This window comes from Halorientalis pallida (assembly GCF_004118325.1).
In the GTDB taxonomy this organism is placed as follows: Archaea; Halobacteriota; Halobacteria; order Halobacteriales; family Haloarculaceae; genus Halorientalis; species Halorientalis pallida.
Genome location: NZ_RDFA01000006.1, coordinates 92,602 through 114,838, shown reverse-complemented (window position 1 = coordinate 114,838; position 22,237 = coordinate 92,602). Strand labels below are relative to the sequence as shown.

At 68.2% G+C, this 22,237-nt stretch carries 28 protein-coding genes; 14 read left to right on the top strand and 14 right to left on the bottom strand.

Annotation, left to right across the window (positions count from 1 at the left end; all coding sequences use genetic code 11):
- The first annotated feature begins 314 nt into the window (after positions 1 to 314).
- Complete coding sequence (locus tag EAF64_RS16240; protein ID WP_129070037.1) at positions 315 to 1,067, top strand: coenzyme F420-0:L-glutamate ligase; 753 nt, start codon at positions 315 to 317, stop codon at positions 1,065 to 1,067.
- Positions 1,064 to 2,032 carry a 5,10-methylenetetrahydromethanopterin reductase gene (locus EAF64_RS16235; RefSeq protein ID WP_129070036.1) on the top strand — a complete coding sequence of 323 codons (969 nt, stop codon included), beginning with the start codon at positions 1,064 to 1,066 and terminating at the stop codon, positions 2,030 to 2,032. The genes EAF64_RS16240 and EAF64_RS16235 overlap by 4 nt, the downstream gene beginning before the upstream one ends.
- Here EAF64_RS16235 and EAF64_RS16230 read toward each other — a convergent pair.
- Positions 2,001 to 2,216: a hypothetical protein gene (locus EAF64_RS16230; protein WP_129070035.1), complete on the bottom strand. Its 216-nt coding sequence runs from the start codon at positions 2,214 to 2,216 to the stop codon at positions 2,001 to 2,003. The genes EAF64_RS16235 and EAF64_RS16230 overlap by 32 nt on opposite strands.
- Before the next feature lie 78 nt (positions 2,217 to 2,294).
- On the opposite strand from EAF64_RS16230, the gene EAF64_RS16225 reads away from it, so the two are divergent.
- The 6 genes from EAF64_RS16225 to EAF64_RS16200 all read left to right on the top strand — a co-directional run bounded on the left by EAF64_RS16225 (position 2,295) and on the right by EAF64_RS16200 (position 7,967).
- Complete coding sequence (locus EAF64_RS16225) at positions 2,295 to 2,588, top strand: DUF7573 domain-containing protein (RefSeq protein WP_129070034.1); 294 nt, start codon at positions 2,295 to 2,297, stop codon at positions 2,586 to 2,588.
- Between the two features lie 184 nt (positions 2,589 to 2,772).
- Positions 2,773 to 3,735, top strand: a complete 963-nt coding sequence (locus EAF64_RS16220) for an AAA family ATPase (protein ID WP_129070033.1) — start codon at positions 2,773 to 2,775, stop codon at positions 3,733 to 3,735.
- Positions 3,732 to 4,778 carry a DUF58 domain-containing protein gene (locus EAF64_RS16215; RefSeq protein WP_129070032.1) on the top strand — a complete coding sequence of 349 codons (1,047 nt, stop codon included), beginning with the start codon at positions 3,732 to 3,734 and terminating at the stop codon, positions 4,776 to 4,778. Before EAF64_RS16220 ends, EAF64_RS16215 begins: the two co-directional genes overlap by 4 nt.
- The gene (locus EAF64_RS16210) at positions 4,775 to 6,961 is read left to right on the top strand and encodes a transglutaminase TgpA family protein (RefSeq protein ID WP_129070031.1); all 2,187 of its coding nucleotides are present in this window, start codon (positions 4,775 to 4,777) and stop codon (positions 6,959 to 6,961) included. The genes EAF64_RS16215 and EAF64_RS16210 overlap by 4 nt, the downstream gene beginning before the upstream one ends.
- Before the next feature lie 81 nt (positions 6,962 to 7,042).
- A complete protein-coding gene (yciH, locus tag EAF64_RS16205) occupies positions 7,043 to 7,336 on the top strand; it encodes a stress response translation initiation inhibitor YciH (protein WP_077206667.1) in 294 nt (97 codons plus the stop codon).
- 187 nt (positions 7,337 to 7,523) lie between these two features.
- Entirely contained in the window at positions 7,524 to 7,967 is a 444-nt protein-coding gene (locus EAF64_RS16200; protein ID WP_129070030.1) for a hypothetical protein, read from the top strand.
- A 242-nt stretch (positions 7,968 to 8,209) separates the two neighbouring features.
- Here EAF64_RS16200 and EAF64_RS16195 read toward each other — a convergent pair whose 3' ends face one another.
- From EAF64_RS16195 to engB, 6 genes are all read right to left on the bottom strand, one after another.
- Positions 8,210 to 8,830 carry an NUDIX hydrolase gene (locus EAF64_RS16195; protein ID WP_129070029.1) on the bottom strand — a complete coding sequence of 207 codons (621 nt, stop codon included), beginning with the start codon at positions 8,828 to 8,830 and terminating at the stop codon, positions 8,210 to 8,212.
- On the bottom strand, positions 8,827 to 9,243 hold the full coding sequence (locus EAF64_RS16190; protein ID WP_129070028.1) for a hypothetical protein: 417 nt from the start codon (positions 9,241 to 9,243) through the stop codon (positions 8,827 to 8,829). Before EAF64_RS16190 ends, EAF64_RS16195 begins: the two co-directional genes overlap by 4 nt.
- A 41-nt stretch (positions 9,244 to 9,284) precedes the next feature.
- Positions 9,285 to 9,713 (bottom strand): DUF5809 family protein, encoded by a 429-nt coding sequence (locus EAF64_RS16185; RefSeq protein ID WP_129070027.1) that lies wholly within the window; start codon positions 9,711 to 9,713, stop codon positions 9,285 to 9,287.
- A gap of 24 nt (positions 9,714 to 9,737) precedes the next feature.
- The gene (locus EAF64_RS16180; protein WP_129070026.1) at positions 9,738 to 10,184 is read right to left on the bottom strand and encodes a DUF5810 domain-containing protein; all 447 of its coding nucleotides are present in this window, start codon (positions 10,182 to 10,184) and stop codon (positions 9,738 to 9,740) included.
- Between the two features lie 31 nt (positions 10,185 to 10,215).
- On the bottom strand, positions 10,216 to 10,689 hold the full coding sequence (rimI, locus tag EAF64_RS16175; RefSeq protein ID WP_193767726.1) for a ribosomal protein S18-alanine N-acetyltransferase: 474 nt from the start codon (positions 10,687 to 10,689) through the stop codon (positions 10,216 to 10,218).
- A 315-nt stretch (positions 10,690 to 11,004) separates the two neighbouring features.
- Positions 11,005 to 11,622, bottom strand: coding sequence for a GTP-binding protein EngB (gene engB / locus EAF64_RS16170; protein ID WP_129070024.1), 618 nt, complete (start codon positions 11,620 to 11,622; stop codon positions 11,005 to 11,007).
- Between the two features lie 109 nt (positions 11,623 to 11,731).
- On the opposite strand from engB, the gene EAF64_RS16165 reads away from it, so the two are divergent.
- Positions 11,732 to 13,027 carry a TIGR00341 family protein gene (locus tag EAF64_RS16165; protein WP_129070023.1) on the top strand — a complete coding sequence of 432 codons (1,296 nt, stop codon included), beginning with the start codon at positions 11,732 to 11,734 and terminating at the stop codon, positions 13,025 to 13,027.
- Between the two features lies 1 nt (position 13,028).
- Here EAF64_RS16165 and EAF64_RS16160 read toward each other — a convergent pair whose 3' ends face one another.
- Positions 13,029 to 13,991, bottom strand: a complete 963-nt coding sequence (locus EAF64_RS16160; RefSeq protein ID WP_129070022.1) for an NOG1 family protein — start codon at positions 13,989 to 13,991, stop codon at positions 13,029 to 13,031.
- Between the two features lie 184 nt (positions 13,992 to 14,175).
- Between EAF64_RS16160 and EAF64_RS16155 the strand changes: the two genes are divergently transcribed.
- Positions 14,176 to 15,594, top strand: a complete 1,419-nt coding sequence (locus tag EAF64_RS16155) for a hybrid sensor histidine kinase/response regulator (RefSeq protein WP_129070021.1) — start codon at positions 14,176 to 14,178, stop codon at positions 15,592 to 15,594.
- Positions 15,595 to 15,610: 16 nt separating this feature from the next.
- Here EAF64_RS16155 and hisE read toward each other — a convergent pair whose 3' ends face one another.
- From hisE to EAF64_RS21645, 4 genes are all read right to left on the bottom strand, one after another.
- On the bottom strand, positions 15,611 to 15,904 hold the full coding sequence (gene hisE, locus EAF64_RS16150; protein ID WP_129070020.1) for a phosphoribosyl-ATP diphosphatase: 294 nt from the start codon (positions 15,902 to 15,904) through the stop codon (positions 15,611 to 15,613).
- A 22-nt stretch (positions 15,905 to 15,926) separates the two neighbouring features.
- Positions 15,927 to 16,373 (bottom strand): bifunctional nuclease family protein, encoded by a 447-nt coding sequence (locus EAF64_RS16145; RefSeq protein WP_129070019.1) that lies wholly within the window; start codon positions 16,371 to 16,373, stop codon positions 15,927 to 15,929.
- A 61-nt stretch (positions 16,374 to 16,434) separates the two neighbouring features.
- Positions 16,435 to 17,019, bottom strand: coding sequence for a pyridoxal 5'-phosphate synthase glutaminase subunit PdxT (gene pdxT / locus EAF64_RS16140; protein ID WP_129070018.1), 585 nt, complete (start codon positions 17,017 to 17,019; stop codon positions 16,435 to 16,437).
- Between the two features lie 102 nt (positions 17,020 to 17,121).
- Complete coding sequence (locus tag EAF64_RS21645) at positions 17,122 to 17,247, bottom strand: hypothetical protein (protein ID WP_267899443.1); 126 nt, start codon at positions 17,245 to 17,247, stop codon at positions 17,122 to 17,124.
- Positions 17,248 to 17,390: 143 nt separating this feature from the next.
- On the opposite strand from EAF64_RS21645, the gene EAF64_RS16135 reads away from it, so the two are divergent.
- From EAF64_RS16135 to EAF64_RS16120, 4 genes are all read left to right on the top strand, one after another.
- Positions 17,391 to 18,077: a helix-turn-helix domain-containing protein gene (locus EAF64_RS16135; RefSeq protein WP_129070017.1), complete on the top strand. Its 687-nt coding sequence runs from the start codon at positions 17,391 to 17,393 to the stop codon at positions 18,075 to 18,077.
- Positions 18,078 to 18,144: 67 nt separating this feature from the next.
- On the top strand, positions 18,145 to 19,185 hold the full coding sequence (locus EAF64_RS16130) for an ABC transporter ATP-binding protein (RefSeq protein WP_129070016.1): 1,041 nt from the start codon (positions 18,145 to 18,147) through the stop codon (positions 19,183 to 19,185).
- The gene (locus tag EAF64_RS16125; RefSeq protein WP_129070015.1) at positions 19,182 to 20,084 is read left to right on the top strand and encodes an ABC transporter permease; all 903 of its coding nucleotides are present in this window, start codon (positions 19,182 to 19,184) and stop codon (positions 20,082 to 20,084) included. The genes EAF64_RS16130 and EAF64_RS16125 overlap by 4 nt, the downstream gene beginning before the upstream one ends.
- A 46-nt stretch (positions 20,085 to 20,130) precedes the next feature.
- Positions 20,131 to 21,144: a PrsW family intramembrane metalloprotease gene (locus tag EAF64_RS16120; RefSeq protein ID WP_129070014.1), complete on the top strand. Its 1,014-nt coding sequence runs from the start codon at positions 20,131 to 20,133 to the stop codon at positions 21,142 to 21,144.
- On the opposite strand, the gene EAF64_RS16115 is transcribed toward EAF64_RS16120, so the two are convergent.
- Complete coding sequence (locus EAF64_RS16115) at positions 21,141 to 21,773, bottom strand: riboflavin synthase (RefSeq protein ID WP_129070013.1); 633 nt, start codon at positions 21,771 to 21,773, stop codon at positions 21,141 to 21,143. The genes EAF64_RS16120 and EAF64_RS16115 overlap by 4 nt on opposite strands.
- Before the next feature lie 34 nt (positions 21,774 to 21,807).
- Positions 21,808 to 22,191 carry a hypothetical protein gene (locus tag EAF64_RS16110; protein ID WP_129070012.1) on the bottom strand — a complete coding sequence of 128 codons (384 nt, stop codon included), beginning with the start codon at positions 22,189 to 22,191 and terminating at the stop codon, positions 21,808 to 21,810.
- Positions 22,192 to 22,237 lie beyond the last annotated feature (46 nt).

The window sequence follows — 22,237 nt, the reverse complement described above, 5'->3', positions numbered from 1 at the left end:
AACAGTCAGGTCCACCCTTGGAGGCCATCGCCGCGTTCGAGTCGTGGTCGCCATATCGGTCACCCCAACCGTTTCTTTCACGCAACGGTACTTCAAACATTCGCCTGTATCTGATATATCCCTCCGCGTAGATAGCCGGCAGTTTAAGTCGGTATTTAAAAATAGCCGAATATCGCGGTATGTCCAGATACTGGTATGTCATCCGGAAACCTCCGGCAGTTCAAGTACGGGTGTCGGGAGAGTGGTGCGTCCGCGATGGGGGCCGACCTTGCCAGTGGCGCGTCCCTTTTTGTCGGCCACGCCACAGTGGGGGTATGGAGGTGTTCGCGGTCCCGGGACTGCCGGAGGTTCGGCCGGGCGATGACCTGGCCGAGTTGATCGAGCGCCGGGTCCGGCTCCGGCCCGACGACGTGGTGGTGGTCGCGAGTACCGTCGTCTCGAAAGCCGAGGGCCGGACGGCCGAACTCTCGGACTTCGAACCGAGCGCACGCGCCCGGGAGATCGCCGAGCGCTTGACCGACCTGACCGGCGAGCGAAAAGACCCCCGGTTCGCGCAGGCGGTGCTCGAAGAGAGCGAGTCGCTCCTGCTATCGGCTCCCTTCCTGCTCACGAAGACCCGGTTCGGGCACGTCACGGTCAACGCCGGCATCGACCGCTCGAACGTGCCCGACGCCGATCTCCTCTTGTTGCCCGAGGACCCGGGTGCGAGCGCACAGGCGCTCGCCGAGACGCTGGACCGGCCGGTGATCGTCTCCGATACCTCGGGACGACCCTTCCGACACGGCCAGCGCGGGGTCGCGGTCGGCTGGGCCGGGATACCCGCCAGCCGCGACTGGCGGGGCGAACCCGACCGCGACGGCCGCGAACTCGACGTCACAGTACAATCAGTGGTCGACGAACTCGCGGCGGCGAGCAACCTCGTGGCCGGCGAGGGCGGCGGCGGCACCCCGGTGACCGTCGTTCGCGACTGGCAGTTCGGCGACCACGCCGGCAGCGACGAACTGTTCCGGGAGCGGGCGGACGATCTGGTCCGTCAGGCACTGGAAGCGTGGGATTACGACTCATGAAGGCTATCGAACTCACCCCCGAACATCCGATCGAGGAGGTTACCGAACTGGCAGTTACCGCCGAGACGGCAGGCTTCGACACCGTCCTGGCGTCGTGTCACTACTTCAACCGCGATCCGTACGTCGCGCTTTCCCGGATCGCGGACGCCACCGAGGAGGTGGCGCTGGGTCCCGCAGCGGCCAACCCGTACGACACACACCCCGTCGCGCTGGCCTCCCGGGTCGCGACGATCCAGGAGGTCAGCGACGGCCGGGCCGTCTTCGGCGTCGGCCCGGGCGACCGGTCGACACTTTCCGCGCTGGGCGTCGAACGCGACAGCCCGCTCCGGCGCGTGCTGGAGACGTTCAAAGTCGCCCAGGATCTCTGGGCCGGCGAGTCCGTCGACGCCGACGGCACGTTCCAGGCGGCCGACGCCGACCTCGAATACGAGGTCGAGGGCGAGATTCCCGTCTACGTCGGCGCGCAGGGCCCCCACATGATCCGGATGAGCGCGAAACACGCCGACGGCGTCCTCTACAACGGCTCACACCCCCGCGACATGGCGTGGGCGGCCGAACAGGTCGAGAAGGGACTGGAAGAGCGGCCCGAGGAGCGAGGAGACTTCGACTTCGCCGCCTACGCGAGCGTCAGCGTCGCAGAGGAGGAAGCGGCCGCCCGGGAGGCCGCCCGGCCGCCGGTCGCGTTCATCGCCGGCGGCGCGGCCCCGCCCGTGCTTGATCGCCACGACCTCGACCGAGAACGTGCCGAGGAGATCGGGGCGGCCATCGAAGCGGGGTCGTTCAACGAGGCCTTCGAACTCGTGACCGGGGACATGATCGACGCGTTCTGTATCGCGGGGACGCAGGCACAGGTCGAAGAAGGGATCGAGGCGGTGATGGAGTACGCGGACAGTTTCGTCGTCGGTGCGCCGCTCGGACCGGATCTTGAGCGGGCTATCGAGCTTGCGGGGGCTGTCCTCCGCTGAGATCCGGGACCACCGCCGAGACGATCACGCCGAGCACGAGGTAGCCCGTCAGGCCGACCGTCCCGGCGATGAGGAGTCCACCGACGGTGATCAGGACGGCGCTGAGGGGATCTGAGAGGGCGATCTCGCTGATGCTCCGGACGAGTTCCGGGATGCTGGTGACGATATCGGCGAGTCCTGCCATACCGCAACGTTCGTGGGCTGGTACTTGTGTGTCGTGGTTTGGCGAAGGCCTAAGACGACCGGGGACCGAAGCGGTCGCATGGACGACGCTTCGCTCGACGAGTTCGTGGGCGCGAGCGACGACAGTGATGCCGACGCCAGCGACGGCACTGCCGAGAGCGGGCAGGGTGTCACCGGGGACGAGGCAGAGACGGACGGCACCGGTGCCGACCCGGGCGAGGACCCGGCGACCGACACCGACGCGGTCGACACAGCCACCTCGACGTACGCCTGGAGCGGGGCGGACGCGGTGTGTGCGGTCTGTGACGAGTCGGTTGCGCGGCGCTGGCGGGACGGCGACGACTTGGTCTGTGCCGACTGCAAGGAGTGGTAACGAGTCAGTTGTCTGATACAGCAATATTAGGTGGGACCGGCCCGAACGATGCATGTGAACGGTACCGACGGTCGCGGCCTCGACGGGTGCAGCGGTCGAGCTCGCGGTCCGTCCGGCCAGTTGGACAAGACACTTGTCGGTCGGCAGTGCAGGACCCGCTACCCGCCCGCCATCCCCGCTACCCATGACTGACGCAGACACATCGACGCTAGGATCGGAGTCGGACGACGGCGTGGACGCGGCCGGCGACCTCGCTCGCCGCGTCGCCGAGAACGTCGGTGAGGTGATCGTCGGCCACGACGCGGAGATCGAACACATCCTCACCGCGGTGCTGGGCCGGGGTCACGTCCTGCTGGAGGACGTGCCCGGGGTCGGCAAGACGATGCTCGCCCGCTCCATCGCCGCTTCCTTCGACGGATCGTTCAAACGCGTGCAGTTCACGCCGGACCTGTTGCCCTCCGACATCACCGGCGTCAACGTCTACAATCAGAAGAGCGGCGACTTCGACTTCCGGCCCGGCCCGGTGTTCGCCAACGTCGTGCTGGGCGACGAGATCAACCGCGCGCCGCCAAAGACCCAGAGCGCCCTGCTGGAGGCCATGGAGGAACAGCAGGTGACGGTGGACGGGGCGACCCACGAGATGCCCGATCCGTTCACCGTGATCGCGACCCAGAACACGGTCGAGCGCGACCGGACCTACGAACTCCCGATGGCCGAACTCGACCGGTTCATGAAGAAACTCCACCTGGGGTACCCCGACGCCGACGACGAGGCCGAGATGCTCGGCCGCGTAGTGGGGAACCATCCTATCGAGGAACTCTCGCCGGTGGCCACGCTCGCGGACCTCCAGGCCGCGCGGACGGCGGTCAGCGAGGTTACCGTCGAGGCACCGATCCGGGCCTACGTCACTCGGCTGGCGAAACACACCCGCGACCAGGCCCAGCTGGGAGTGAGCCCACGGGGCTCGATCGCCACGTTGCGGGCCGCCCAGGCCCGAGCGGCGCTGTCGGGCCGCGACTACGTCGTCCCAGACGACGTGCAGACGGAGGCGCGGGCGATCATGCCCCACCGGGTCCAGACGGCGACGGCCGACCGGACCGGCGAGGAGATCGTCGGCGAGGCACTGGAGACCGTCGCGGTCGAATGAGACCGACCTGGCGCACCGTCGGCGTCGTCGGCGTCGCCGGCGGCTCGATCCTGATGGCGGCCGCGTCGGGCGCTCGCTCGCTCAACGCGCTGGCCGCACCCGCGCTGATCGCACTCCTGGTGAGTGCCGTCCAAGTGTTCTACGCCGGCCGGCCGGAGGTCGACCGCGCGGACCCCGTCCCCGGCCACCCCGGCGAGTCCCGTACGGTGGAACTGACAGTCGACGGCGGCGCGCTCGCGCGGGTGACCGACGCCGTCCCGCCGGGCGTGGCGGCCGAGGGCTACGACCGGCGGGTGACGCTCCCGGCGACCGTCGAGTACGAGGTCGAACTCGGGGCGCGGGGCGCGTGGGACCTCGGGCCGCCCCGCGTGGTCGTGACCGATGTGCTCGGCCTGTTCGTGCGGTCGTTCGAGCCCGGGGGGACCGCGACGGCGCTGGTCTACCCGCCCCTGGTCGACCTGCGCGAGGACGACGCCGTCGCGAGTCTGCTGGGGTACGACACCGCGACCGACCGGCAGGCTTTCGACACGATCCGTGAGTACGCGCCGGGGGACCCGTTGCGGGACGTCCACTGGAAGTCCAGTGCCAAGCGCAGCGACGACGACCTCGTGGTCAAGCAGTTCGTCAGCGAGCAACGCGAGTCCACGCTGACCGTCGCCGCGGGGGCCGCGACGGGCCACGACGACGCGATGGCGTCGGCCGCGGCCAGTCTCGCGGTGCTGGCGATGGAGGCGGGGCTCTCGGTCGGGGTCACCTGTCCGGCCGGCGAGGTGGCGACGGGCCGCGGCGAGGCCCACCGGCGCCACGTCCTCGACCTGCTCGCGCGCACCGGGCCGGGACGACCGGCCCGACCGGTCCGCGAGAACGCGGACGTCGTCCTCACCGCCACCGAGGACGGCGTGACCGCGACTATCGACGGTCAGGACCACCGGCTCCCGGTCGGCCCGACGCCGCCGGAGCCTCCCGGCGATGACGACGGGCAGGCGGGAGCGACTGCCGAGTCGGGTGACGAGTCACCAGCCGAGCAGGAGGTGTCGGGATGAGTACCGAGACTGACGGACGGGCGGGCGAGGCGCTGGACGCGGCGAAGCGACCGTTGGACGTGCTGTTCGAGCCCCGCGGGCTGGCCCTCCTGTCGACTGGACTGCTGCTGTTTTCGTTCACCTTCCCGCTGTACGAGATCATCGACGTGGTCGGCGACCCCAGCACGTTCCTGCTGGTCGTTGCGGTGACGCTTCTGTTGGCGACGGGGCTGTCGCGGGTCGTCGGTGCGTGGACGGCCCTGCCCGTCGGGTTGGCGCTCCTGCTTCTCGGGCTCTGGATGTACGCCTCGGCGCTGCCGGCGGACGTGGTCGCCCAGCAGGACCGCATCCTCGGCGACGTGGTGTCGCTGTTGATGGGGCTGTCGGTGTTGCGCCTCCAGATGATCGAACTGTTCGCGCTGGCGTACACGCCGGCACCCGTCCTCCTGACGTGGTACCTGGCGCTGCGCCGGCGGTACGTGGGGACGGCGCTCGTCGGCGGGGCCGCACTGACCTTCTTCGTCCTCACGGGCGACGTGGAGACGCTGGTCGCGTTGCTCGGCGTGCTGGGGGCGGTCGGAACGATCGGTTTCGGCCGGCTCGAACGGTTCGGTGGCACCGACCGGGCGATCGAGACGATGGCCGTCGTCCTGGCGGCGATGGTGGTCGTGACGATGCTGGTCAGCGTCGTCCCCGGCGGGACCGGGACGCCCTTCGGCCTGTTCGGGACCAGCAGTACGGAGACCATCGAAGGGAGCCTGATCAACTCCGACCAGCGCGTCTCGATCCAGGGGTCGATCAGCCTCTCCCCGGAGGTCCGGTTCACCGTCGAGAGTCCGCGCGAGGCCTACTGGCGGACCGGTGCCTACGACCGCTACACGGGCGACGGCTGGGTGCGGACCGGTTCGACGCTCGACTACCGCGGCGAGCTGTCCTCGCCGCCGGGCGAGGACCGGGTCCTCGAACAGGAGGTGACCATCGAGTCGGAGATCGGCGCCATGCCCGCGGCCTGGAAACCGGTCAGCGTCAGCGACGGCGTGGCCGGGGACACGTCGGTGACTTCGCTAGGAGGGATCCAGCCGACACGGGCCTTCGGGCCCGGCGACAGCTACAGCGTCGTCAGCCGCCAGCCCGTGGCGGCACCGAGTCGACTCCAGCGGGGCGGTGACGACTACCCGCGACAGATCGAGTCGCGGTACACGAACCTCCCGGCGAGTACGCCCGACCGGGTGGCGACGCGCACCCGTCAGATCCAGGACGCGGCCGACGCCGACACGGCCTACGAGACGGCGAGGGCCGTCGAGTCCTACCTGGAGCGAGAGAAGGGATACTCGCTGGACGTCGAGCGACCCGAGGGCGACATCGCCGACAGCTTCCTGTTCGAGATGAACCAGGGGTACTGCACGTACTACGCGACGACGATGGTGACGATGCTGCGGACCCAGAACATCCCGGCGCGGTTCGTGGTCGGCTACACGACGGGCGAAGAGGTCGACAGCGGCACGTATCAGGTTCGGGGGCTGGACTCTCACGCCTGGGTCGAGGTGTACTTCGCCGACGTGGGCTGGGTGAAGTTCGACCCGACACCGGCCGGACCCCGACAGGACGCGGAGCGAGAACAGATCGACGGTGGCGGCGGGGACGCCGGCAACGGGGACGACGACCCCGAACCGACGACCGAGCCGCCGTCGACGCCGGAGCCGACGACGAGGGACCAGAATCCGAATACCCCGGGCTCGACGCCGTCGACGATCCAGACGCCAGCCACAGACGGGAACGCACAGCGGACGACCAGCGACGGGAGCGGCGGGATCCCCCTGCCCGAGCCGCCATCGCGCGAGGAGGCGGCGCTGATCCTCGTGGTGCTGGCCGGGGTCGCCGCGGGCGCACGCCGGCTCGGCCTGTCCGAACGCGCCTACCGGGCCGTGTGGGTCCGCTGGCAACCGCGGGCCGACCCGGCGAGTGACGTGCAGCGGGCGTTCGAGCGCGTCGAGTACGTCCTGGCGCGCGAGGAACGACCGCGCCGAGACGGCGAGACGCCGCGGCAGTACCTGACGGCCATCGACGCCGACGAGGACGTCGAACGGGTGTATCGGCTCCACGAGCGGGCCCGGTACGCGGGGGAGGTGACGGCGGGGCTGGCCGACGACGCGGTGGCGGCGGCGAACGAGATCGTCCGGGAGCGGACGGGCCCGTTCGGCTGACGGCCGAGAACGGCTTGCAGTGGGATGCTTTCGTGGGTCCCGAAGGTGTTTAATACGTCGGTTTCGTAGAGCCGACTTGTAATGTCGGAAGTCTGCTCGACGTGCGGGCTGCCCGAGGAGCTCTGCGTCTGCGAGGACGTCGCCAAAGAGTCCCAGGAAATCAGCATCCGCATCGACGAGCGCCGATACGGTAAAGAGGTAACGGTCATCGAAGGGTTCGATCCCAACGACGTGGACATGGACAGTCTGTCCTCGGACCTGAAATCGAAGTTCGCCTGTGGCGGCACGGTCGAGGACGGCTCCATCGAGCTCCAGGGCAACCACACCGGACGCGTCGAGGATTTCCTCCGCGACAAAGGCTTCAACGTGGCGTAACACCGAACCCATCCTGACCGAGGTTCGGACGGGCCAAGAGCTGCCGTCGGGTCTTTTCCAACCGTCTCACCGCGAGTCCCACGCTTCGCGAGCGCGCGTTGACCACAGATTCGAGTAATATCGACAACGCTTTTGTCTGAAAAGAACTGGCGGGTGGATACGAACACACCGGGGGGATGGAGACCGAATGGTCAACGGGGGACACACACTGGCGGTACTGGGATGTACAGCTTTGCTCGCAGTCGCGGGTGCATCGGTCGGGGCGGGCGATGCGCCGACTGGGACGCAGTCGGACAGCGACGTGCCCGACGCCCGACTCGTCGTCCAGGAAGTTTCGATCACGCCGGCGACGCCGCTGGTCGGGTCGCCGGTCACGCTCTCGGCGTCGGTCACCGGGACGACGGTCACGGTCCGGGGTTGGGGCGCGAGCGGCGGCCTGACGGTTACCCTCGTCGACGACACCGGTGAGACGGTCGCCACTCGGCAGTTCGAGGCCGGCAGCGACGGGTTCCGGGCGCGACTCTCGGCACCCGACGCGGGATCGTACCGGGTCGTGGCACGAAGCGACGGGACGAGCGTCGAGAAGGCGGTGCGGGTGAGGGCCGACGAGCCTGAAGCGGGGGCGTTCTGACTGGACACACCCGAGCAGGACGCGACGATCCGGTCGGGGACGCTCCGGGTCAGCGGCCGGAGTCCGACCGAGTCCGTCGCGGTCCGGGTCACCGACGCCACGGGGACGCGAGTCCTGCGGACGAACACTTCCGTCTCCGGCGGCCAGTTCCAGACGTGGATCACGGGCCTCCCGGACGGGCAGTACACGCTGACCGTGACGGCCGCAGGCGACCGGCGCGCGACCCGGACGGTCGCGTTCGACTAGAGCAGGCTCTCGGCCTGGGCCAGCAGGATGCCCTCGATAGTGGCGTCGTTGGCGGGTTCCTGCCGGGCCACGTCCAGCGCTTCGTCGACGGGGACGGTCGTGACGGTGAGGAACTCGTTGTCGTCGAGGTCGGCGTCGGCCGGTTCCAGCCCTTCGGCGAAGACGATGCCCCGGCGGTGCCGGAGGACACCGGTCGAACACCAGAACTCCTCTATCAGGGAGACGCCGGCGGCGTCGAAGCCGGTCTCCTCGCGGAGTTCCCGCCGGCCGGCGTCGGTGTAGCTCTCGCCGTCCTCGACGATGCCCGCGGGTAGTTCGAGACACTGCTCCTGGATCGTCGGCCGGTACTGATCGACCATGACGAGGTGGTCCTCGTCGTCGGTTTCCCCGACGACGTGGCCCGGTGCCACGGCCACGATTACCGCGGCAGCGGGCAGGTCCGCCCAGTAGTACTGTTTCTCGGAGCCGTCGGGCTGGCCGACCCGGTCGTAGCCGCCGGTGTACCAGCCGGTCTCGTACTCGACCGCCGACTCCAGGACGGGCCAGTCGAAGTCCGTGGGTTCGCGGACGGGGTGGCTGTCCGGGTCGAACCGTCGGATCGTCGGATCGTCGGTCATGGGGTCTGTGTCACCTCCAGGCGGTAAACGGTGCCGTTCTCGCGGACGAACACGGCCGTGTCGGTCGCCGCGGACGTGTTGCGCTGTCCGATCGCGTCGAACTCGTCGAACGGCGAGTGGGTGAACGCGCCCTTCAACCCGATCGGGCCCTTCCAGTACGGTTCCGACCGACCCGTGGCGTTGGCGGTCCCGTCGGCCGCCGCCGCGGTCGCGTTCGACAGCGCGGCCGCCGTGTACGGATAGCGGTTCGGCGCGAGCGAGTCGGCCGGGATCGCCGTCCGGTTGTCCGTCGCCGTCGCCGTCATGTAGTAGGGATCGCCGCTTTTCAGGTAGCCCGGGAGGGCACCGAGCGCCAGCAGCAAGACGATGGCGGCGAGGACGGCGAGCGTGACCCGACGCGTGATCTGTCGCATACCCGTCCTTCGGTGGGCCGGCCGAAAAACGATAGCGGATCTTACCGGTCGCCGGTGACGGTACCGCGATAGACGCTGCCGAATGCCTGCCGGCGGAGGGTACCGACGGCGGCGTCTTGCCGCTCCTGGAAGGTGGCGGCGACGACCGTCTCGGCGAACGGGACGGGGTGCCAGACGACGCGGTCGACGTTCTCGTTGCCGATCACCTCCCGTTCGAAGTCCGGATGCGCCTCACACCACTCTTCGAACTCCGCGTCGGTGCCGACGGTCACTTCGAGCATGGAGGCGAAGATGGCCTCGTGGGCGGTCGCGACGACCGATCCCGTCACACGGTCCTCGTACTCCTCGCTGTCGAAGTCCATGGCCTTCGCGACCTCGCGGACGCTGGTCTGGGCAGCCGGGCCGACGGCCGCGTACAACTCGCTCGCTGCCGCCGCCGTCTCGGGTGCGAACACTCCCTCGGTGTGCATGTCCGGGTCTGCGGGTCGCTCCCGTTACTCGGTTTCGGAGTCGGTCGCGTCGGCGTCGGCGTCGCCGCCCTCACTCTCGCCTTCGCCTCGCATCCGTCTGGTCATCTCGCGGGCCTCCTCCAGAATGTCCTCGTCGGCGTCGTCGAGGCCGCTGAGGTCCCGGGCGCGCTCGCGGCCACGCTCGACGGCCCGGCCCTCGTCGTCGAACAACGCGCCCGACCGCTCGTGGTCGTGGTCGTGATCGTGCCCGTCGACCGTGTTCTCGAAGACCTGCGGGTAGTCGGTCTCCGCTGCGATCTCGGTGACGGTCGCGGCCAGGGCGTCGGCGTCGGCCTGGTCCCAGTCGGGCGCGTGTTCGTCGAGCCAGGCCTCGTGGGCGTCGTCGCCGAGCAAGGCGGTGAAGGCGAGGTGGTTGGCCAGGTGTTCGGCGTCGGCCTGTGGGTCCTCACACACCGGGCAGGCGTATCCCATACCCGAGGGTACGCGTGCGGACGGATAGGCCTTACAGGTCGGCGATCATGACGAGGGCGTTCTCCCCGTCGTCGTAGTAGCGAGGGACCGTCCGCCGGTGCTCGAAGCCGAAGGATTCGTAGAGCCGCCGCGCCGTCTCGTTGCTCTCCCGGACTTCGAGTTTCACTTCGGCGGCGTTCTGGGCGCGCATGACGCCGAGTGCCCGCTGGAGGAGCGTGGAGCCGACGCCCTGGCCCCGCTGGTCGGGGTGGACGGCCAGGTCCTTGACGTGACCCAGCGGCCGGCCGTGGTTGGGCACCGAGTCGGCGACGATGTAGCCCGCGACGCCGGCACCGACCTCCGCGACGAGGAAGGCCGGTTCCCCGACGTACCGCTGGAAGGCGGCGAAGGGCCACGGCTGGGGGAACGAGGCCTTCTCGATGCGATACACCGCGAGCAGGTCCGCCTTGACCGCCTCCCGGACGGTCGGCGGGGGCGCATCGGAGTCGGGTGCGGGCGTGGTCACGACTGCCATTTGGCGGCGGGCCCACTAATCCCTTTCACCACCTCGGGCACCCGCCGGCGACACCTCGAACCCCCCGCCCACTGTCTGTTGGCTAGCTGTCAGGAGGGTCGCCAGTCGGAAGGTTCATTATTATCAGGCTCCAAAGCTCAGGTGCACCCAATTTTCGGGTGCCACCCCCCAACATCCCCCTCTACCCCCCGTTTTCTACTGTACCCCCGAGATACGTCGGTCTCGATCACCCGACAGCGACCGGTCGGTCGCCCCAGTTCGCCCGCAGCCACTTTTCACAATCGATAATTCCACGGAATAAAACTCTCAGAAAAAGGTGAAGAGGTCGTCGCGTTGCTGCTCGTGGAGGTGGTGGCGGACGGCCTCGGTCATGGGGTCGATGGAGCCGCGTTTGGCGGTGATCGGGGCGATGGTCTCCTGCCACTGTTTCCAGGGCGGGAGCAGTCCGAGTCGATCACAGAGCGCGTCCAGACGCTCGTCGCGGTCGTCGACCTTGTCCATCTTGTTGACCGCGACGACGACGGGGATGCCCATGTCACGCAGGAAGTGGAACATCTCCACGTCGTGTGGAATCTCGTCGGGCCCGGAGTGGCGGTCGATGATGTCGATCACCGCTTTCCCGTCGACCACCAGCACCGCGACGAGGATCTGCTCGGCGTGGGTCTCCAGGTACGCGACGATGTCGTCTTTGATCTCCTCGCGGACCTCGTCGGGGACGCCTTTCATGAACCCGAAGCCGGGGAGGTCGGTGAGGACGAAGTCCTCGGCGTTCCAGTCGTAGTGGTTGGGCTGGCGGGTAACTCCAGGTCGCTGGCCCGTATCGAACGTGTGGCCGGTCAGTTCACGCATCAGCGTCGACTTGCCGACGTTCGAGCGCCCCACGAGGACGACCTCCGCGCTCCGGTTCGGCCGCGAATCGAACATGGGGCGGTGTAGACGACTGGGCCGGATAAGGGCCGCTATTTCGGCCTGTGGAAGGCCCGTGGTGGCCGCGGCCCGCCACGTATTTCCCACCGCCGTGTGAGTGTCGGGTGTGCGACTCCTCCAGGTGACCATCCCGACGGGGAAACGCGAGACGGTTCTCGGTGCCCTCGACGACGAGGGTGTCGACTACGTCGTCACCGACGAGACCAGCGGCCGCGAGTTCACGGCCATCGTCTACGCGCCGCTGCCCAATCCTGCGGTCGAGCCCGTCCTCGAACGGCTCCGAGACGCGGGCATCGACGACGAGGCCTACACCGTCGTCGTCGAGGCCAGCACCGTCGTCTCCCGACGGTTCGAGGAACTGGAGGGCAGGTACGCCGAGGAGGAAGCAATCGACGAGAACCGCATCGCTCGCGAGGAGTTACAGAGCCGCGCGGAGGAACTGGCCCCGACGCTGCAGACCTACGCGACCATGACGGTCATCAGCGCCATCATCGCCACCGCCGGCCTGTTGCTCGACTCGCCGGCGGTCGTCGTCGGCTCGATGGTCATCGCCCCCCTCATCGGCCCGGCGATGGCCGCCAGCGTCGGCACCGTCCTCGACGAAGACGAGTTGTTCGTTCGTGGCGTCAAACTACAGGTGCTGGGCATGTCACTGGCGGTCGTCAGCGCCGCCGCCTTCGCCGTCCTCGTCCGGTACGCCCACCTCGTTCCACCCGGCATCGAGATCACCGAGGTCCCCGAAATCCGCGAGCGACTGGCCCCGGACTTCCTCTCGCTGGCGGTCGCGCTGGGGGCCGGCGTCGCCGGCGCGCTCTCGCTGTCCTCGGGCGTCTCGGCGGCCATCGTGGGCGTCATGATCGCCGTCGCCCTGATCCCGCCGGCCGCCACGGTCGGCATCGGCGTCGCCTGGGGCCTCCCGATGGTCAGTGTCGGGTCGGGCGTTCTCGCGCTGGTCAACGGCCTCTCGATCAACGTCGCCGCCATCGCCGTCCTCTGGTACAGCGGTTACCGGCCCCACAACTGGTTCCAGCTCGACCAGGCCCGGAGCGCGGTGTTGAAACGCGTGGCCATCCTGGCGGTCGCCATCGCCGTCCTCTCGATCTTCCTGGGCGGGGTCACCTACAACTCCTTTCAGAACGCCGCCAGCGAGGAGGACATCCGCGGGGGCGTCGAGGGCGTGGTCGCTGACACCGAGCGTGCGACGCTTCTGGACACCGAAGTACAGTTCACCGAGAGCATCCTGCTGAGCCAGTCCGACCGCGTGGTCGTGACCGTCGGCGTCCCGCCCGGGAACGGCGAGTCGGTGGCCGGACTCAGTGGACGAATCGACACCGCCGTCGACCGCGCGGCCGGCCACGACGTGGAGACACAGGTCCGCTACGTGACCATCGAAGACGCCTGACTCACTCGTCGTAGGGCAGTTCGGGCTCGTACCCGACGGCCTCGACGGCCGCGTCGAGCGTCTCCTGGACGTTCTCGCCCTCGGTGACGCTCATGTACAGGTCGGCGTCCACGTCGGTCGACCGGTCGCTCTTGTTACACACCGTCAGGACGGGCACGTCCGCGAACCGGGCCGCCAGCGCGTCCCTGAGTTCGAGCTGCACGTCGAGGGGATACCCGCACTCCCCGCTGGCGTCGACCATCACCAGCACGGCGTCGGCGAGGTGTTCGAGCGCGCTGACCGCCTGCGATTCGATCTCGTTGCGGTCCTCCGGCGGCCGGTCCAGCAGGCCGGGCGTGTCCACGAGTTGATAACGGATGTGGTCACGCTCGATGTGGCCCACCCGGATCTCGGTGGTCGTGAAGGGGTAGGAGGCCGTCTCGTTGCGAGCGTTGGTGACTCGGTTGACGAAGGAGGATTTACCCACGTTTGGGTAGCCAGCGACGACGATGGTCGGCTCGTCGGGCCGGATGTCCGGCAACTCCCGGAGGGTGTTGCGGGCCTCGTTGACGGCTTCGAGGTCGCCTTCGACCTCCTCCACCACGTCCGCGATGCGGGCGAACGCCTGCTTGCGGAGCTTCTTCGCGCCGTCGGCGTCGACGTTCCGGAACCGACCCTGGTACTCGTCGCGGATGTCGCTGGCCTTCCGACTGGCCCAGCCGATCTCCGAGAGGTGCTGGCGTAGATCGTCGACGCCCACGAGGGCGTCGATCAACTCGCGGTAGAAGGGGTCGAGTTCGTCGATATCGGGCCAGGACGTCACGACGTTCTCGAGGTTGTCCGAGACGACGTTCGCGGCGGTCTGGAGCATCGACTGCTGGGCCTCGAACCCGGATTTGGCCCGCCCCGCACGAGCCGCCCGGGAGAACGCCTGATCGATGAGCTCCTCCGACGTGGGCGTCGTCGGGAGGTCCTCGAGAATCATGTTGCCGTCCGTAGACGGTTCGTGCATAAAAGCGCGTCCTTTGGCACGCACTCGACCGGCCACGGACCGACCACACCTCAGCGGGCCGCTGCACACGGTCCCAGAGCCGCGGAACGATCGTTTTCTGCCGCCCTGTGGGAAATAACCAGCAATTGATAAGTGCGAGCAGTGCATAACACGGCCGATGGTCGACGGGAGTGGCCCGCCAACGGTGCTGGTCGCACCCGAGCCGGACCCGGACGCGCTGAGCGAGGAGTTGGCCGAGACGACAGAGGTGTCGTCGGTGGAGACGGCCGAGCGCGGCGCGGCGGCCCTCGAGATGCTGGACGATGGAGCCGTCGGTGCCGTGCTGAGTGCCGCGGAACTCGCGGACATGGACGGGGTCGACCTCTTAGAACGGGCGCGACGCCAGCGGCCGACGGTCCCGTTCGTCCTGTTCTCGCGTGACGGTGACGAACGACTCGTCAGCGACGCCCTCTCGGTCGGCGTGACCGAGTACGTCCCTGTCGAATCGGACCCGGACGCGGACATCCTCGCCGACCGGTTGAGCGACGCGCTCGCCCGCGTTCGACCGGACCTGACCGGTAAGGAGGAGCCGGCCGGGCGGTTCGAACAACTCGTCGAGTTCTCGACGGATGTGCTCACGATCCACCGCAGAGACGGGACGGTCCGCTACGTCAACCCGATCATCGAAGACATCATGGGCTACTCCCCAGCGGAGTGCGTCGATCAGAACCCTGTCGACCGCATCCATCCCGACGACCGGGACCGGGTGCTTTCGTTTTTCGCCGATCCGAAGAATTGGCTCGGCGAGACGCGACAGGTCACCTACCGGATGCAGACCGCGGCCGGCGAGTGGCGCACCCTGGAGTCGGTCGCCCACAACCGCCTCAGGGACCCCGCCCTCGCCGGTGTGGTCGTCAACTCCCGGGACGTGACCGAGCGCGAGCAGTACCAGCGGGAACTCGAACGGCAGAACGAGCGCCTGGAGCGGTTCGCGAGCGTCGTCTCGCACGATCTCCGGAACCCCCTGCAGGTGATCCGCGCCCGCGTCGAAGCCGCCCGGGCCGAGAGCGGGAGCGGCCACCACGATCACATCGAGGACGCCGTCGATCGCATGGAGGCGTTGATCGACGACGTGCTCACGCTGGCTCGGGACGGACAGGTCATCGGCGAACTCGGGGAGACGGACCTCGAGGGCTGTGCCCGCGCCGCGTGGGGCCGGGTCAACGCCCCCGACGCCACGCTGGAGTGTCGGACCGACTGTGCCGTCGAAGCCGACGCCGACCGACTGGTGGAACTGCTCCAGAACCTCTACTCGAACGCCGTCACCCACGGCGGCCACGACGTGACCGTCCGCCTCGGCGTACTCGGCGACGACCCCGTCGGCTTCTACGTCGAAGACGACGGCCCCGGTATCCTACCCGACGAGCGAGACTTCGTGTTCGACTACGGCTACACGACCGGCGACGGGACGGGGATGGGGCTCGCCATCGTCAGAGAGATCGCCCAGGCTCACGGCTGGGACGTATCACTGGCCGAGGAAGGCGACGGGACCCGCTTCGAGTTCACCGGCGTCACGGTCTGTCCGAACCGCGAGTGACGGCGCTGGACCGGGACTACCGCCGCTCTCGCAACTCCGCCCGCAGATCGGCCACGCCCATCTCCTTCATCGAGAGCAGGACCAGCATGTGATAGACGATGTCGGCGGCCTCGTGAGCGATCTCCTCGCGGTCGTCGTCTTTTGCCGCGAGCAGGAGTTCGGTCGTCTCCTCGCCCAGTTTTTCGAGGACGGCGTTCTCGCCTTTCTCGTGGGTGAACAGCGAGGCGGTGTAGGAGTCCTCGGGCAACTGTTCCTTGCGGTCCTCGATGACCGCGAACAGTTCGTCGAGGACGGCGTCGGTATCGTCCATGCCTGTCTTTCTCACCGGGCGACTAAACTTCCATCACTTCGCGGATGTCGTCCAGGTCGTCGAACTCGTCGGGGTCGCGCCGCCCCGCCTCGAAGACGGACTCGTCGACCGCCAGGGGCGCGTTCGTCCGGGCGGCCAGCGCCAGCGAATCGCTCGGCCGCGCGTCGAGCACCGTCGACTCCCGCGGCGTCGCCAGGTGGAGGTCGGCGATGTAGGTCCCGTCCTCGACGTCGCTGACGGCGACGCGCTCGATCCGCCCACCGAGTTCCTCCACCAGGTTCAGCGTGAGGTCGTGGGTCAGCGGCCGCCCGATGTCCTCGGCGTCGAGCCCGCGGGCGATGCTCGCGGCCTCGTCGAACCCGATGAAGATCGGCAACAGATCCGACTCGCCCTCGACCGCGAGCAAGACGACCGGCACCGGCCCCGTCGGCGTGCCGGCGACCCGCACGGCGTCGATAGATGCGTCCATACCCTGGCCGAGGGCGTGAGTCGGAAAAAACCCCGGTCACCGGCCCCCCGCCCCCGCCGAGTCAGTCGTCGGCGAAGAAGGCGAGGTCGTGCATCCGCGCATCGTCGGTCAGTTCCGGGTGGAACGAGGTCCCCACGACCGGCCCGTCCCGCACGGCGACCGGCCGCCCGTCCCACGCCGCCAGCACCTCGGCGTCGCCGACCGACTCGATCAGCGGCGCGCGGATGAACACGGCGTGGAAGGGCTCGTCCAGCCCAGCCACGGAAAGCGGGGCCTCGAAGCTGTCTTTCTGCCGGCCGAAGGCGTTGCGCTCGACGGTCGCGTCCACCAGATCCAGCGTCTCGACGCGGTCGTCGTTGGCGTCCGTCGAGAGGACGATCAACCCCGCACACGTCGCCAGCACCGGCTTGTCCGCCTCGACGTGGTCTCTGATCTCGGGGGCGATCCCCTCGCGCTGGAGCAACCGCGAGATCGTCGTCGACTCGCCGCCAGGCAACAGGAGCAGGTCGCACTCGGGCACGATCCCCGACTCCCTGATCTCCCGCACTTCGGCGTCCTGCCCGTGGGACGCGGCGGCCCGCTCGATGGCCGCGGCGTGTTCGCTCACGTCGCCCTGCACGGCGACGACGCCTGCAGTGACAGTCATTACCCACCATTAGGACCTGCACCCAAAAACCTCTCCGTTCGAGAGCGCGCTCCGATCGCGCTCTCGCGGGTCACTTCGTTCCCCGCTTCGCTCGTCCTGCCGTCAGTCGTCCGCCGTCGCCGCTTCCCCGTTCTCCGCGGCCGGCGTCGCCTCCGCCGCCTCCTCGTCATCGTCGTCCGTCGGCGGAGCAGAGTACATGATCCCCCGACTGGCGCTGTAGCGTGTCATTACCAGCCAGTGACCGACACGCACGTAAAACGATGCTCGTTAAACGAAATAATACTCTTTAATCATCCAGGTAGCCGGAGAATTACCCGCAAACATCGTCGTGGTCCGACACGCACATGGGGCGGGGCGAGCATCCGACAGCCATGGGGTTGGTCGCCGAATTCGATATCACCTGCGAGGCGCTCCCGCTCGTCTCCGTGGCGAAGGCGGTCCCCGAGGCGCAACTGGACCTGAAGATTCAGTACAACCACGGGAACTGGCCGCTGTTCATCACCTACGTGACCGGCGGCGAACAGCAGGGCCTCGAGCGGGCCTTCGAGTCGTCGGTGTTCGTCGCCGACTACACGCTCGTCGGGCAGGCGGGCGAGACGCGGCAGTACCAGACCGTCCCCGCGACGAGCCTGGAGGAGACGCTCGGCGACGCTATCGACGATCTGGACGGGTTGCGCGCGCTGGCGACGACCGACGCCCTGATCGAGCGAATTCAGGTCACGCCGACGGGGTGGATACAGGCCGGCTGGTTCGCCGACCGCGACGCCTTCGACGCGTTCCGCGAGTTCTGGCAGGAAAACGCGGGCTTTAGGCTCCGGCGGCTCACCCGCGACGGCGAACCCGAGGCCCCGGGCGAGGGCCTGACCGACCGCCAGCAGGAAGCGCTCCGAACCGCCTACGAGATGGGCTACTTCGAGATTCCGCGAACGGCGTCACTGGAGGACGTCGCCGCGGAGCTGGGGATCACCGCCTCCTCGCTGTCCGAACGCCTCCGGCGCGCCCAGACCCACGTCATCGAGACGACCGTCGCTTCGACCTGGCCGCCACTGCCCGACTGACACTTAAACGGCCGGACGACTGAGAGACAGGGTTAGCCCGGGCGATGGGGTACCACTGTGTCCAGCGATGCAATCGACACGACCCACAGTCGAGGCGAACAGCGCCGAACCGCCGGCGGGACGGCTCGCCATCGAGGCAGAGAACGTCCACGTCACCTACGCCGACGGCACGGAAGCCGTCCGCGGCGTCGACCTCACCGTCGGTGCCGGGGAGTTCTTCGGCTTCCTCGGCCCGAACGGGGCCGGCAAGACGACCACGATCAAGACCCTCGTGACACTGTTGGACCCGACGCGGGGCTCGGTCCGGATCGACGGCTACGACACCACCGACGAGTCACAGGCCGTCCGCGAGTCCATCGGCTATATGGCCCAAGAGACCAGCGTCGACGAGGAGCTGACCGCTCGCGAGAACGTGCGGTACACCTGCGAGGTCTACGGCGTCCCGAAGGGAGCGCGCGACGACCGCATCGCCGAACTGCTCGAACTGGTCGGGCTCGACGACGTGACCGACCAGCGCGCGGAGACGTTCTCCGGCGGCATGAAGAAACGGCTGGACGCCGCGACCGTTCTCGTCCACCGGCCGCCGGTCGTCTTCCTCGACGAACCGACGACCGGCCTCGACCCCGAGGCGCGACTCCGGTTCTGGGAGTACCTGCAGTCGATCAACGACCGCGGGACGACGGTGTTCCTGACGACCCAGTATCTCGAAGAGGTCGACCGGCTCTGTGACCGACTCGCCTTGCTCCAGGACGGCGAAGTCGTCACCACCGACACCCCGGCCGCCCTGAAGTCGGCGGTCGGCGGCGACGTCCTCGACGTGACCCTCGTCGACGCCGCCGACACCGAGCGGGCGACACGAGCGGTGTACCGGTCGGACGCCTTCGACGCCGCCACGGTCGAGCCGACGGACGACGGACTCGCAATCACGGCCGAGAACGTCAGAGAGGGGATCAATGAACTGTTCCGCGCGCTCGATGCGGCGGGGGTCGCCGTCACCGGCTTCGACGTGCGGTCGCCCACCCTCGACGACGTGTTCCTCCGGCTCACCGACGACGAACTCGAATCTGACGGGGACGACGCGACCCGGAAGCTGGAGGTGGCCCGATGAGTCACGCCGACGACGCCGGGAGCGACACCGCCCGGAGAGCCGACGGGAACGGGCCGGTCACGGACATGCGGATCAGCCTGACGCGCTGGCTCGTCAAGACCTCCCGGAACCCCTACGTGATCTTCAGTTCGCTGGTCCAGCCGGTCATCTTCTTCGTGTTGCTGGCCGAGGTGTTGGGTGCGGTCGCCGGCCCCGCACTCGCCGCGACCGTCGGCGACGTTCACTACGTCACCTACCTCACGCCGGCCATCGTGATCCAGTCGGCGCTGGCCGCGGCCGCCGTCTCCGGGATCGGGCTCGTCGACGACATGGAGACCGGGATGTTCGAGAAGACGCTCGTCTCCCCCATGCACCGGGGTGCGATGTTCCTCGGAAAAGTCTGCTCCGAGGTCGTCCGCATCGCCGTCCAGACGCTCCTCATCCTCGCGCTGGGCTACCTCGTGCTGGCGCTCACGTCGGATGCGACGACGGCGGGGTACCTCCGGACCGGCCTGCCCGGACTGGTCGGCATCGTCGCCGTCACGGTGCTGTTCGGCGGCGTGTTCATGGCGTACTCGAACGTCGTCGCGCTGGTGACTCGCGACCGGGAAGCGACCATCATGATCGCGAACCTGCTGACCTTCCCGCTGTTGTTCGTCTCCAGCGCCGTCCTCCCGTTGTCGGTCCTGCCCGGCTGGATTCGCGCGGTCGCGGTCGTCAACCCGATCACCTACGGCGTCGACGGCATCCGGGCGCTGATGCTCGGCCGGGACGTGCTGAGCGTCTTCGACGTGACCGGGTTCGGCGGACTCTGGAACACCGTCGCCCCTGCCGTTGCCGTCCTCGTGGCCTGTAACGTCGTCCTCGGGGCGGCCGCTTTGCGGTTGCTCGGCGACGCCGCGAAAGCCGAGGTCCACTGAGCGTCCGGAGCCAAAGCGTTAGGTGTGCGTCCCCCGACCCACGGACATGGACGAGGAGCGAGACCCGGTCCAGTCGATGGACGACGGGTCGATTGACCTCTACGAGATTTCGGAGTGGGAGACGCGGTCTGGACTCGACCGGTTCTCTCAGGGGCTTTACCGCGCCGCGATCGTCGGGTTGCGCTGGACCGTCGTCGTCGTCGCAGCCCTCATCCTCGGCCTCCAGCTTGTGCTGGGCGGGTTCGGACTCCTGATCGATCCCCGTGTCGGCACCTTCGTCGTGCTGTCGATCGTGCCGGCGTTCGTCCTCGCGGCGTACCTCTGGCGGGCCGACGTGACGACCGCCGAACCGCTCGAGATCCTCGTCGTCACCTTCCTGCTCGGGATCCTGTTCGCCAACTTCGCGGGGATCCTCAACGACACGGTGGGCAGATACGTCCAAGTGATCGGTTCCGGGTTCGGCCTGGTTCCAATTCTGGGCCTGCTCGCGCTGTACTTCCTCGTCGTCGGCCCCGTCGAGGAGGCGGTGAAACTGCTCGCCGTCCGAATGTACGCCTACCGCATGCCCGAGTTCGACGCGGTGATCGACGGCGCGGTCTACGGCGCAGTCGCCGGTCTGGGCTTCGCGACCATCGAGAACGCCCTCTACATCACCACCACTCTGCAGACCGTCGCCCCGGGCATGAATCTGATACAGGCCGGCTCGGATATCGCCACGATCCGGGCGCTGGCCGGTCCCGGCCACGTCATCTACTCGGCTTTCGCCGGCTACTACCTCGGTCTCGCCAAGTTCAACCCCGACAACGCCGGTCCCATCGTCGTGAAGGGGCTGCTCGTCGCCACGCTCGTCCACGCGACTTACAACACCTGTGCGACCGTGCTGGTTTCCGTCGTCGCCGAGGTGACCGCCGTCGACTCGTTCGTCGTCTTCCTCGGCTTCGTCGTGCTCTACGACGGCCTGTTCGTCTACCTGCTGCTCCGGAAACTCTCGAAGTACAACGACGCCTACCGCCGGGCCAGTCGGAGCGACGGACCGGCGGACAGTCCCGACCTGGGCTAGTCCTCGAACCGCTCGGCGTAGGGCGTCTGCGTCGCCGTCAGGTCCGCGTCGGCCGACAGCAGCCGTTCGACGTACTTGGCCACCACGTCCACCTCCAGGTGGACCGGATCGCCCACCGACTTCTCCGAGAGCGTGGTGATGTCGTAGGTCGCCGGGATGACCGCGACGCCGAAATCCTCCGCTGAGAGGCTGGCGACGGTGAGACTGATCCCGTCGACCGTCACCGAGCCCTTCTCGACCAGATAGCGCTCCATGTCCTCCGGAACGGAGAACCGGAACTCCCAGTCGTCCCCGATTCGCTCTACGGCAGTCACCTCGGCCGTCCCGTCGACGTGGCCCTGCACGACGTGGCCGTCGAAGCGCCCGTCTGCCGGCAGCGCCCGCTCGACGTTCACGAGGTCGCCCTCGGTCAACTCACCGAGGTAGGTTCGGTCCAGCGTCTCTTCCGAGAGAAACAGCGAGAACCAGTCGTCTCCGAACTCCTCGACGGTCAGGCACGCGCCGCTGATGGCGATGCTCTGACCGTGGTGGAGGTCGTCGAGGTCTGCCGCGACCGTCAGGCGGCGGCCCCCTTCGTCGTCGGTCACGTCGGTGATCTCGCCCGTCCGCTCGACGATGCCGGTGAACATACCCGTCCTAGGGAGGGCGGCCGCAAACCCGTTTTCATTCGGCGCTGGCGTCCTCGAACAGCGCGGACTCGTAGTAGCCCTGCACGGCTTCGACGAGAAAGAGTGTGACCAGCAGCCCCACGCCGATCACCTGCATCGCCGTCCGACCCGACGGATCGACGTTCGCACCGGTCAGTGCCAGGACGCCAGCCACACCGAGCCCGGCACGGAGATGCCACTTTCGCGTTCCGGGGCCACTCGTCGTCCAGGCGAGGTACAGCTGTGGCACGAGCAGGCTCAGCCCAACGAACGCGATCAGATACAGTACCGCACTCCCGTACGGGAGTGCCGCGTCGAGGTTCAGGGCGAGACTCACTGCGCCGACGACGGCGGCGACCGAGAGGGCGGCGAGGGTGACGCGGCTTTCGCGGGGGAGCATACCCGAACGGAGACACAGCGAGTGGAAAAACGTGTCGTGGAGCCGA